11 protein-coding genes are annotated in these 11,887 nt (G+C 56.7%); 7 read left to right on the top strand and 4 right to left on the bottom strand.

Annotated features, from left to right (window positions below; translation table 11 throughout):
• Positions 1-24 precede the first annotated feature (24 nt).
• On the bottom strand, positions 25-456 hold the full coding sequence (locus ACUVSA_RS12220; protein WP_445895032.1) for an NIL domain-containing protein: 432 nt from the start codon (positions 454-456) through the stop codon (positions 25-27).
• A gap of 327 nt (positions 457-783) precedes the next feature.
• On the opposite strand from ACUVSA_RS12220, the gene ACUVSA_RS12225 reads away from it, so the two are divergent.
• The 6 genes from ACUVSA_RS12225 to ACUVSA_RS12250 all read left to right on the top strand — a co-directional run bounded on the left by ACUVSA_RS12225 (position 784) and on the right by ACUVSA_RS12250 (position 5,937).
• Positions 784-1,899, top strand: a complete 1,116-nt coding sequence (locus ACUVSA_RS12225; RefSeq protein WP_445892813.1) for a M24 family metallopeptidase — start codon at positions 784-786, stop codon at positions 1,897-1,899.
• A 38-nt stretch (positions 1,900-1,937) separates the two neighbouring features.
• The gene (locus ACUVSA_RS12230; protein WP_445895033.1) at positions 1,938-2,381 is read left to right on the top strand and encodes a CoA-binding protein; all 444 of its coding nucleotides are present in this window, start codon (positions 1,938-1,940) and stop codon (positions 2,379-2,381) included.
• 3 nt (positions 2,382-2,384) lie between these two features.
• Positions 2,385-3,206 carry a hypothetical protein gene (locus ACUVSA_RS12235; RefSeq protein WP_445892815.1) on the top strand — a complete coding sequence of 274 codons (822 nt, stop codon included), beginning with the start codon at positions 2,385-2,387 and terminating at the stop codon, positions 3,204-3,206.
• Positions 3,207-3,285: 79 nt separating this feature from the next.
• A complete protein-coding gene (locus tag ACUVSA_RS12240) occupies positions 3,286-3,765 on the top strand; it encodes an SAM-dependent methyltransferase (RefSeq protein ID WP_445895034.1) in 480 nt (159 codons plus the stop codon).
• Positions 3,766-3,986: 221 nt separating this feature from the next.
• Complete coding sequence (locus ACUVSA_RS12245; RefSeq protein WP_445895035.1) at positions 3,987-5,177, top strand: pyridoxal phosphate-dependent aminotransferase; 1,191 nt, start codon at positions 3,987-3,989, stop codon at positions 5,175-5,177.
• A gap of 4 nt (positions 5,178-5,181) precedes the next feature.
• Positions 5,182-5,937, top strand: coding sequence for an SPOR domain-containing protein (locus ACUVSA_RS12250; protein WP_445895036.1), 756 nt, complete (start codon positions 5,182-5,184; stop codon positions 5,935-5,937).
• Positions 5,938-6,020: 83 nt separating this feature from the next.
• Here ACUVSA_RS12250 and ACUVSA_RS12255 read toward each other — a convergent pair whose 3' ends face one another.
• The gene (locus tag ACUVSA_RS12255) at positions 6,021-6,239 is read right to left on the bottom strand and encodes a hypothetical protein (RefSeq protein ID WP_445895037.1); all 219 of its coding nucleotides are present in this window, start codon (positions 6,237-6,239) and stop codon (positions 6,021-6,023) included.
• Positions 6,240-6,270: 31 nt separating this feature from the next.
• The gene (locus tag ACUVSA_RS12260) at positions 6,271-8,229 is read right to left on the bottom strand and encodes an ASKHA domain-containing protein (protein ID WP_445895038.1); all 1,959 of its coding nucleotides are present in this window, start codon (positions 8,227-8,229) and stop codon (positions 6,271-6,273) included.
• A 287-nt stretch (positions 8,230-8,516) separates the two neighbouring features.
• On the opposite strand from ACUVSA_RS12260, the gene ACUVSA_RS12265 reads away from it, so the two are divergent.
• Positions 8,517-8,978: a Smr/MutS family protein gene (locus ACUVSA_RS12265; protein WP_445895039.1), complete on the top strand. Its 462-nt coding sequence runs from the start codon at positions 8,517-8,519 to the stop codon at positions 8,976-8,978.
• A gap of 16 nt (positions 8,979-8,994) precedes the next feature.
• On the opposite strand, the gene ACUVSA_RS12270 is transcribed toward ACUVSA_RS12265, so the two are convergent.
• Positions 8,995-11,887: proline dehydrogenase family protein (locus tag ACUVSA_RS12270; RefSeq protein ID WP_445895040.1), on the bottom strand; the 2,893-nt coding region annotated here is incomplete at its 5' end.

Consider the following 11,887-nt stretch of genomic DNA (forward strand, 5'->3'; position numbering starts at 1 on the left):
GACTTGGGTTTCATTCCTGGAGACTTAGACCTCCAGGCTCATCTCCTGGTCAAAAAGAACGATCATCGCTCGCGCCGGGCATGTCTTGACGCACAGCTCGCAGGCACTGCACCGTTCGGAATCAAACAAAACCTCCATCTCGGGCCTTTTGATATGCAGCGCTCCCGTGGGACACACCGCCGTACATACACCGCATTGGTAACACTTTTCCTCGTCACGGCGGATTCCTTGCGCAATGGATTCCACAATGACCCCGATATCTCTCAGGTACTGCAGGCCCCGTTCGTAGTCTTTTCGGTTGCCACGCAGTTCCATGACCATGAGGCCTTCTTTACGCGGAAAGATTTGCGCCTTGAGAATGTTGAAGGAAAGGTTGTAATTGCGTACGAGATTGGTGACAATGGGCTTGTCGACAATCTCTTTAGGAAAACGTAAAACAAGCATGCGTGCATACACGGTTGCACCCTCTGGTGCCCCTTGCCTTTCGGGGGCTGGAATGGGTCAACACGATAGGAGCTCATCTGAGAATGCCCTCACGGCTTCACTGTTCAGAAGTGCCGCACGAGGCCATCGAGTGCCGCAGCGTGCACAGCTATCCACAAACCATTCGAGGACAAACTCGTAGGCCATTTTGCTTAATGGAGCCTGACGATTCAGTCAAGATACCAGGGAAAAAAGGCTTTCCCGCCCTTTGACTCCGTGACCGAAAGGGACCGATGCCCAAACAGGGAGCGATCCTGTCCATGTACTCGTTTTTAAGAAAAATGTAAAGACAGGAAAATCATGATTCCAGAACCTTTCGCCACTCGCCTTCGCGCCCTTCGAACCACTATGGAAACGCTCGCTCTGGACACCATGCTCATCACAGTGCCTGAAAATCGCTACTACCTCAGCGGCTTTCGCGCCGAGGACATGTACCTGACGGAGAGTTCCGGCCAACTTTTTATTGGCATGGACCGCCAGGCCTTGCTCACGGATTTTCGTTACGAAGAACAGGCCGCTTCGGAGGCCCAGGGCTACGAACTGGTCATCTACCGAGAAGGCTGGACCCAGGTGCTGCCCGATCTTTTACGTTCATTCCGTACCCGCCGTCTGGGTGTGGAAGCCCACCACCTGACACTGGAACGGTTTCGGCAACTGGAACAGGCCCTGAGGGATGTGTGCCCTCAAGGGGAACTGTGGGGCGAAGAAGCTCTGGTGGAAAAATTGCGCATGATCAAGACGGCGTCGGAAATTGAAACCATGCGCCAGGCCCTGCGTCTCACGGAAGCGGTCTTTGCGCAGGTTTGGCAGGACCTAGGTTCGGGGCGCACGGAAAAGCAAGTGGCCTGGGCCATTGAAAAAGGGCTTCGAGAAGCGGGAGCGGAGGGGGTCGCTTTTCCGCCCATTGTGGCTTCCGGCCCAAACGGCGCTTTGCCGCACGCAGTCCCTACGGATCGGCGCATCAGGGAAGAAGACGCCGTCATTGTGGACCTGGGGGCACGGTATAATCTCTATTGTTCGGACATGACCCGCACGTGGCTTGGGCCTAAGGTTCCTCAAAAGCTCAAGGAAATTTACCGCATAGTGCAGGAGGCGCAGCGGGCTGCCATGGAAGCTATTCGAGCCGGTGTGGATTCCCATGCAGTGGACGGTGTGGCTCGCCGCATCATCAATGGCGGGGGTTACGGCTCCGCGTTCGGCCACGGCCTCGGGCACGGCATTGGGCTTGCCGTTCATGAAAAACCAGGGTACGGGAAAAAAACATCCGTGGTGCTTCAAGAAAACATGGTGCTCACCGTGGAACCGGGAATCTATGTCACGGGTCTGGGAGGGGTGCGTTTGGAAAACATGGTTCGAGTAACCGCCACCGGTTGTGACTGTCTCAGCCGAAACGAGTGGTTTCTCGATGACTTGTAGAATGTATTTATAACACTCGGTAAAAAAGGAGATGCTCCATGGCGGAATGTGAGATACCCCGTGAAAATCTGCCCGATCCCGAAATCAAAAAACTTCTGAAAAGGGCGCGAACCGTTGCAGTGGTGGGTGTGTCCCATAAGGAAGATCGGGACAGCCATAAGGTGGCCCGTTACCTGAAGGAACACGGGTACACCATGATTCCGGTCAACCCCAAGTACAAGGAAGTGCTGGGAGAACCTTGTTATCCGGATCTCAAATCAGTGCCGGCGCCGGTGGATATTGTGGACATCTTTCGAAATATCGAGGCCATTCCCGGCATCGTGGACGAAGCCATTGCCGTGGGGGCCAAGGCGGTCTGGATGCAGCTGGGGCTGTGTCATAATGACGCTGCCGATAAAGCGCGACAGGCCGGCATGCAGGTGGTTATGAACAAATGCATCAAGATCGAGCACTCCAGGCTCTTGGCCTCTGAGAAGGAATAAGTCATGGAAAGACTGGAAGCTTCCACGTTTTTTGACCTACAGGAGTTTTCCCATCGGGCTGTTTTTCCCGACGGAGCACCAGTGTGGGAAACCCTGTCAAACCTCAGAGACTATTTAGAACAACGCTTGTCCTCCTCCATCACCGGGCTCAGCTTCTACGGCGTTCCGCTGCCTCAGACGGTGGTCCTCTTTGAAGAACGCGTTTGGTATGACGCATTTGAAATTCTTGGTGGGGACGTGACAAAGGGAAAATTCCGAGTGCGCGTGCGCGGCCAGGAAACGACGGAAGCCACCGTGCTTTACGCCGGCTCTGTCTTCATGGACCCCAACGTGCAGTTGGGAAAAGGTACGGTGGTGGAACCGGGAGCCCTGATCAAGGGCCCGACCATCATCGGCGCCAGCACGGAAATCCGCCAAGGGGCCTACCTTCGCGGCACCTGCCTGGTGGGAGATCGGTGTGTGGTGGGCCATACGACGGAAGTCAAGGGAAGCATTTTTTTGAACGGCGCCAAGGCCGGGCATTTTGCCTATGTGGGAGACAGTATTCTGGGCACGAATGTGAACCTTGGCGCCGGAACCAAGCTGGCCAACCTTAAGATCAAAGGCAACGCTATTCGCATCTGGACTGAGGGCGGCCTCATGGACACGGGTCGACGCAAACTGGGAGCCATCATCGGAGACGGCACCGAGATCGGGTGCAACGCCGTCACCAACCCCGGAACAATTCTCGGAAAAAGATGCCTCGTTTTTCCGCTCACCTCGGTCCCTGCAGGCATTTACAAGGAGCGCAGCGTCATCGGGGGGAAAAGTGAGCGATCTCCATGAACCCGACCTTCGGACGCGATTCCTCGACCACTTTTCAGAACGCCATCGGGCATATGAAAAAAAAGGTGGCGCTTACAAAATGACTCCGCTGGGGACCTGGGCCACGGCTCGGCCTCAGGCGCTTCTGGTCTTCTTTGACGCTGTGCGGATGGAAAAGCATCATCGGTTTGCAGACCTTGGGTGTGGAGACGGCGTCGCGGTGTGTTGCGCGGCCCTTTTTTGCCGTGCCGTGGGTATCGAAGCGGACCTCTCCCTGTGCACGGAAGCCCAGCAAAACGCTCGAGCTTTAGGACTCGCGCACCGAACCGCCTTTTTGTGCGCGGATTTTCGACATCTTCGACTCTATCCCTTTGACGTCCTCTACATCTATCCCGATCAACCCTTGACCGCACTGGAACACAAACTTTCAGGATGGAACGGTATCCTTCTGGTCTACGGCCCGCACTTTTCGCCCAAGGATTGGAAACCCATTGATGTTTTTCGTTGGGAAAGGGAAACCCTAAGCCTCTATGCCTTTCCGGAACCGCGTGGAACGGAAAAGGCTTCCGGAAAATCCTGAAAGCCCGTAAATGAACGCCAGTGCATCCTTGCTGAAATTCCGCAATTCTGCTAGGAGCACGCTCGAGAACACTTGTTGTCGGAGCGGCGCACGCCGCGAATCCTTGTCGCGCCGTGCGCGCTCCGACAACCTCAAGCCGAAAAGCCGCGGCCAAACCAGTGTCGGACAAGCTTCAAGCTGCAGGCCGCGGGCTCGCATCGCATCCACAGGAGGGGAACTTCATGAGCATATCGCATCAGATGCGCACCTACATGGATCGAGCCTCGTGGATTCGCAAGATGTTTGAGGAAGGCGCAAGACTGAAGCAGATCTACGGAGCCGACCAGGTTTTTGATTTCAGCCTCGGCAATCCCAACGTGCCCCCGCCCCCTTCGGTGAAAGAAGCTCTTCTTCGCATCATTCACAATGGAGGGACGTCCCTGCACAGTTACATGCCCAACGCGGGGTTGGCGCAAACCCGGGAAAGACTGGCGGCGTATTTGGCTCGAGAACACGGCACGCCGCTGCGCGCGGACCATGTAATCATGACCTGCGGCGCCGCAGGCGCTCTCAATGTGATTTTCAAAGCCCTTTTCGATCCCGGAGACGAAGTGGTGGTGCCGGCACCGTTCTTTGTGGAATACGGCTTTTACGCGGAAAATCATGGCGGCACTCTGAAAACCGTTCCCACGGGACCCGATTTTTCCCTGGACCTCAACGCTATGGAGGCCGCCGTAGGGCTGAAGACCAAGGTGGTCCTGATCAATTCCCCGAACAATCCCACGGGGCAGATCTACGGTGCGGAGGCGCTGAGGGAACTGGGGGATTTGCTTCGCCGAAAGAGTCGAGCGGCCGGGCGCCCTATTTTCCTCGTCTCCGATGAGCCCTATCGAAAAATCGTTTACACAGCGGAAAAACCACCGTCCATCTTTCAGCATTACGAGAACGCCTTGATCGCCACGTCCTTTTCCAAGGACTTGTCCCTGCCGGGGGAGCGTATCGGTTACATCGCCATCCATCCTCAGGCCGAGGATCAAGCGGCCCTGCAAGGCGCACTCATTTTGGCCAACCGTATTTTGGGCTTCGTCAACGCCCCGGCCCTTATGCAATGGATCCTTCCCGACCTCCTTGAAGAATCGGTGGACGTTTCCGTTTATCGTGCGAAACGGGATAAGCTGCTGAGCGGCCTGAAGCGCGCAGGCTATTGCTGTTTTGAACCTCCGGGGGCCTTTTACCTTTTCCCCCAGAGCCCTCTCCAGGATGATGTCGCCTTTGTGCGGCTTCTGGTGGAGGAAAAGATTCTTGCTGTTCCCGGCAGTGGTTTTGGAGGGCCGGGATACTTTCGCCTTGCCTACTGTGTGGACGATCCAACCATCGAAGGAGCCCTGCCGGGTCTGGCCAGGGCCATGGACAAGGCCCGCTCCATGAGGTGATTCCATGTCAGAGAAAAATGTTTTCGTGCCCAAACCCGGCGCCCAGCACAAAAGGAGTGGTCTGCCCAAGCCATTGCTTGGGCGGATTTTCATCGCCCTTTCCATCGGTGTGCTCTTTTTAGTGGTGCTGACTTTGATCTGGCGGCAAAACGCGCAACCGCCCATCGGTGACGAACAGGACGCCGGAAAGCCGAAAGTTTTTCGAGAGATTCCCAAAACCACCGTGCCGGAGCCTCAGGTTTTGAGCCTGGACAAGGCCCCGGCCCTCGAACCCTCGGCACGCACCGTCAAGCAGGCTGCGCCAGAGCCTAAGCCCAAAGCTTCGACCGGGCCGACGCCTTCAGAACCAACGCCATCCGCGGAAACGCCCCCTCAGGCCGTCGTGGGAAATACCGCGCCCAAAGCCGACAGCAGCACTTCGGCACCCGCGGGGTCCTTAAAAACAGTGAGCCCGCCACAGAATACGGCCTTCGTGCCTCCAAAACAGTCCCCTTTGCAGGAATCCACGTCTTCATGGGTCTATGCCGTTCAAGTCGGCGCCTATTCCAAGAAAGAAAATGCTCAAGGGGCCGTAGGGCGACTGAAAAAGATGGGGCTCTCTTCCCAGATCAGTCCCTTCAGCCACCCCAAGCTGGGAACCCTCTATGCCGTGCGCATCGCTCCCTTTACCACCCAGGCAGAAGCCCAGAAGGCGGCGGAAAAAATCGCCGGCGTGGAAAAGGAAAAACCCATCATCGTCAAGGTGCCCGCAAGCCGCTAAAGGCTTTGCACGGATCGAGCCGCCGTGCCGAGAGGATTTTCGAAAGGGTCGTCTGACAGCTCTTCCAAGGGCGGGCAACAGGGCTAGGCACCGGTGACGTCGGCATTAACGTCATGTTGACGCCGCCTTTTGATTTCCCGACGACACAATTCCCAAATGATGCACGCCGTGCGGTGCCTGCAGTATAAGGCAGGGTCCGTGCACGCCGTGCAGGCATTCACACATTCTTGGCAGTAACCGTATTCGAACTTTTCACACCAAACGACAGCTCTTCGATCCGGATGGAATCTGCACGAGGTCATGAGAAAATTCCTTTCGTCTCTTGAACGGCCTTCACGCTGCCGCTTCGGCGGAAGCTTTGCGCGCGGCCAAATAGTTCGTGACCGAGGGAAACAGATCCATATCCGTATGAGGCAGAAACAGGGCGGCAATGAATTCGTTCATGAAACCGGGATGCACGGACAGTTCGAAATAGGTCATCTGCCGAGCAATGGCCCCGGCCTTGCGAAATGCGTGGGTCGAAAGAAGGCACTGTCGCGCACCGGCCAGCGAGCTGTTGCCGACAAACTGCACACGATCCAAAGGGACATCGGGAAGAAGGCCGATGCGAATGGATTTTTCGATATCCAAGTGCGCACCAAACCCCCCGGCTACATAGATGCGTTCCAGAGCGTCAAAGCCCATCCCTAAGTTTTCCATCAGGATTTTCATGGCAGCCAGAACAGCCGCTTTGCTTTTCATGAGGTTGCCGATATCGTCCTGGGTCATGACCACAGCTTCGCCCGTTTCGCTTTCATGGGGAAAGGCCACCACGAATTCGGGGACTCCATCCACCACCTGCACGTGGGGATGATCCAGGCGAATGAACTTGCCGCTCTGATCGATAATGCCTTCGGCAGCCAACTCCGCCATCAGATCAATAAGGCCGGAACCACAAATCCCTTTGGCTTTCGAGCCCCCAACCGTCTCATAGGTGACCTTGTGGCCGTGAATCTTCACCTTTTGAATCGCGCCCTTGGTGGCCCGCATGCCGCACTTGGTGCCGCCGCCTTCGAAAGCCGGCCCGGCCGAGGCTGAACAGCACACCAGCCATTCGTTGTTACCAATGACAATTTCTCCGTTGGTACCGATGTCAATGAGCGCGCTCAGCTCCACCTTGTCATTCATGCCGCAGGCCAAAACCCCTGCCGTAATGTCGCCACCCACATAACTGCTCACGCACGGCATACAGTGCAGCACGGCTTCCGGATGACCGATCAGACCCACATCGGCGGCTCGAACCCAGGGAAAACGCGTCGCCGTCGGAATATACGGCTCCAGGCGGATGGTGCAGGGTTCCAGACCCAGTAACAGATGAGTCATCGTGGTGTTTCCCGCCGCCACAAAGGCGATGATGTCGCTATAGGTGATCCCTGCCGCGGCTACCAGTGAGGAAACCATGGCATTAATGGTGGTGACCACCGCGTTTTTCAGAGGGTCGATGCCGCCGTGACCACAGGCAAAAACCATTCGAGAAATCACATCCTCACCGTAACGGGCCTGCTGGTTATGGCTGGCTTCCACGGCGGTGACCTGCCCGGTGCGAAGGTCCACCAGCTGCGTCACTATGGTGGTGGTGCCCACATCGATGGCCACCCCAAAACTTCGCCGACTGGTGTCCCCGGGTTCCAGGGCTCGAAGATGATAGCAATGAGGGTCCAACATATGGGCCAGTGCGGTTACCCGCCAATGGTTCTCCCGAAGAAGTCTTGCCAGGTTTTTGAGGCAGCCGAAATCCGCCTCCCATTTGACGTCGGGAAATTTTCTGTTAAGTTCTCGATAGATTCTTTCCAAATCGGACAGGTTGTCTTTGAGGGACGGTTCGGGAAGTTCCAGAAAGATCTTGCCGCTCAAAGGATGAAAATAGGGAATGGAAGGGGAGGGGCCGCGCTCTTCAAGAATTTCGGGAGCCGTATAGTGGACAATGTGGTCGACCATGAGAATCTGTTCTTCTTCTTGGCGGGACTCCGGCGGAATCCAAACCTCCACATCGTCATGGAGCAGCTTGGTCTGGCAAGCCAGGACATATCCAGCATCCACTTCCTTGCGATCCAGAAAGCCCACACCCTTGCTGGAAAAGTCCACCGACCCCTTGACGACCTTTAAGCGGCATTTGCCGCACACGCCTTGCCCACCGCAGAGGCTGTTGATGTAGATTCCGGCTCGCCCGGCCACATCCAACAGCATGTCACCGGGTTGGGCGGAAACAGTGGTGTTTTCCGGCTGAAACGTCACGCGGATAAATGAACTCATGATAAGCTTCCTTCATCAAAAGGCCGCGGCCGTCGGCAAGGCTGTTCACACGGCACAGGACAACGAGAGATCTGTTGGCCTTGAATTTCGGACGCAAACTAAGACGCTTTCAGGGCCATGTCAATCCTCAGGACCATATGCATCAGCAAAGGCCCGCTCCGACACGATGCCGAATCTTGTGAAAGCGCCCTTTCGTGCACGCGATGCCGACATGAGCCTGTGGAACCCGTCCGAGAATGTTTTTTGAGCGGCGGCGCAAGGCGACAATGCGTGTTGAAGGAGCAGTGATGGTGAAATATGTGCAGGTAGAAAAAGATGCCACAGGACGAACCCCCTGGCATGAGGCGGTGGCCATTCCGGTCGAGCCTGTGTTGGACCTTCACACCTTTGACCCTCGGGAAGTGATCCCTCTTCTGGAAGACTATCTGGAGGAAGCCCGTTCGAGGGGATTTGCCCGTGTCCTGATTATTCACGGAAAGGGCAGGGGGGTTCTGCGACACCGCGTTCGGTCCTTTCTGGCAAAGCACCCTCGCGTGACCGCCTATCATGACGCCCCGCCGGCTTTGGGATCTTGGGGAGCAACCCTGGTGCACCTTGAAGCGGACAAAAATCTGGAAAAACAGGGCGTCGACGGGGCGAAAGGATTCCCACGCTTTCGCGGGCCGCTGAGCCCCATGGCCTGGCTGGGTCTGATCATGGGCGTGGTTCTGGGTATCGTCCTCGGCATCGTATGGCGCGGGCTTCGTTAAACGGAACGAAACCCACTCATTCTTCCTTCGGTGCGAACCCTCGCCGCAGCGTGTTTTCCACCACGTTTCTCGGGACCATGAACTGCAGCAGATAATCCGGACCGCCGGCTTTGGATCCGATGCCGGACATTTTGAACCCTCCAAAAGGATGCCGTCCCACGATGGCTCCCGTGCAGCCCCGGTTGATGTAGAGGTTACCCACACGAAAGGTTTTTTTGGCCTTGTCAATGTTTTCGGGACTGCGGCTGAAAACGGCGCCCGTCAAGGCATAAGGTGTACCGTTGGCCACATCCAACGCCTCGTCAAAGGAGCTCACCTTGAGAATGCTCAGCACCGGGCCGAAGATTTCTTCCTGAGCCAGGCGATGGTGCGGCTGAATGTCCGTAAAGATGACCAACGGAACATAATGGCCGTTGGCGTGGCCGAAGTGTCGTTCCAGCAGCACTTTCCCTTCGGAACGGCCGATCTCGATGTATTCCAGAATCTTTGCTTTGGCCCCGGCGTCGATCACGGCGCCCATCATGTTTTTGGGGTCCTCCACAGGGCCCAGTTCCAGGCTTTCCGCAGCCGCTTTCAGGCGTGCGAGCAACTTGTCGTAGTTTTCTTCCAGAACGATCAGCCGCGAACACGCGGAACACTTCTGGCCCTGATAACCAAAGGCCGAATGGAGCACATGCACCACGGCTTCGTCCAAATCGGCGTCCGCATCAACGATGATGGCGTTCTTGCCCCCCAGCTCTGCCACCACGTTTTTGATCATTTGAGCGGAAGGCGACGTGTCATGGGCCTTTCTAAGGATGTTTAAGCCAACGTCTCTGCTGCCCGTAAAGGCAATGGCAGCCACATCCGCATGGGTGACCAAAACCTCGCCGACCACCGAGCCGGGCCCAGGCACAAAATTCAGCACCCCAGAAGGCAACCCCGCCTCTTCGAACAGGCGCACCATGCGCCAACCGGTCACGGGGGACTGGGAAGCCGGTTTATAGACCACGGTGTTTCCCGTGACCAAAGCGGCCGATGTCATGCCCGTGGAAATGGCCAAAGGGAAGTTCCACGGAGCGATGACAGCCGTCACCCCCCGAGGCTCATAGAAAAGGTGGCTGATTTCTCCTGGCACGTGCCCCATGCGCCGAGGTGTTCCCAGGCGGATCATTTCACGGCCGTAGTATTCCAGAAAGTCGATGGCTTCACACACATCCGCATCCGCTTCCTTCCAGCTCTTTCCCACTTCAAAGACCTGAAGCGCCGCCAGCTCAAACCGATGAGACCGCGCGATCTGGGCAGCTTTGAACAGATACGCTGCTCGCTCGTGAGACGTCGTGTTCCGCCAGGACTCAAAGGCCTCCTTGGCCGCTCGAATGGCCTCTTGGGCCTCACGGCGGCCGGCCGACGCCACCAAGCCCACCACTTCCCGCGTGTCATTGGGATTGGTCGACGAAAACACGCTGTCGCCCGTGATCTTCACACCACCCACCACCAAAGGAACTTTAACGGGGAAACTCTTGCGCACCTTGGCCAAGGCCTGCTGTAAATCCCGACGCACCCGGGCTTGGGTCCAGTCCCAAGGCGGCTCATTGGCAAACGGCGCCACGGCTTCTTTCGCGATGGACGAGTCCGTCGCCGTAGCCTCCTGCGACCTCTCGGCCAAGACATCCAAGGGGTTTCGAAGCAAATCCTCTCGAGACACGCCTTCGGAAAAGCTCAGCCGCAGGAAGGATTCATTGCTCGTGTTTTCCAGCAGGCGCCGCACCAAATAAGCCATGCCGGGAATGATTTCGCCGATGGGGGTGTAAAGCCGCAAGGGAAGTCCCGCCTTTTTGAGTGCCGAGCGCACCGGTTCAGCCATGCCGTAAAGGATCTGATATTCCAGACGGTCCGAAGGCACTTTGAGCTCCTTGGACAGTTCCAAAACGTAAGCGAGGCTTCGAATGTTGTGGGAGGCACAGGCGCAGGACACCACGTCATGGTTTTCCAAAAGGATTCGGGCCAACTTTTCAAACTGGGCGTCCGTTTCAGGCTTGCACGTAAAAACGGGAATCGGCCACTGATTCTGCCTCGCCCACACCACCTCCGCATCCCAATAGGCCCCTTTCACAAGCCGCACGGTACAACGCCGCCCTCGCTTCCTGGCCCATCCGATAATGGAGCGCAAGTCCTCCTCACTGTCTCGAAGGTAGGCTTGAATGACCAGGCCCGTGCGCGGGTAATCTCGGAATTCGGGCTCTTCCAATAGGCTCCTGTAGAGGGCCAAGGTCATGTTCTTAAGGGCCGTGTGCTCCATATCCAGACACACAAAAGCGCCCCACTGCATGGCTTTGCGAAATATGGGACGCAGACGTTCCTTGGCACGCTCCACACCATAGTCAAAGGCCACGGGGTTCATCTGCGAATACAAGGCCGATGGTTTCAAGGAAATGTTGACCTTGGGGGCAAATCCCCAGTCCAAACTTCCTGAGTCTCCACCCAGAGGAGTCCACCGGGAGGAGGCGTGCCCTAGAAAATCAAGGAGCTCCAAGTACCTGGACAGGTACACCTCTTCTTCCGCGCGCGACACGACCGCTTCGCCCAAAAGGTCCACCGTAAAGGCCATACCCTGAGCTCTAAGGCCTTCCAGGGTCCCGAGAGCTTCCTGCGGTGTGGCCCCGGCAATGAATTGCGCTCCCATGGATTCAATGTTCTTGGCCATACTCTTGGCCACCATCTTGGCCGCAAAGGATGTGGGCGACAGTTGCCGAAGGCCCCACTGCAGCGCCGCTGGAAAACACTGGTCGGGACGACAAAAATATTCCTGAAGGTGTTTGGCCACCGATTCAGGCCGAATGAGGTAAGGAAAAACGTCGATGAACCGGAACATCTCCACCTTGAAAGCTTCGTTGTGCATGCTCCAGTCTATGACCTTGCCGGTCCAG

The sequence above is a fragment of the Desulfosoma sp. genome (assembly GCF_052743555.1).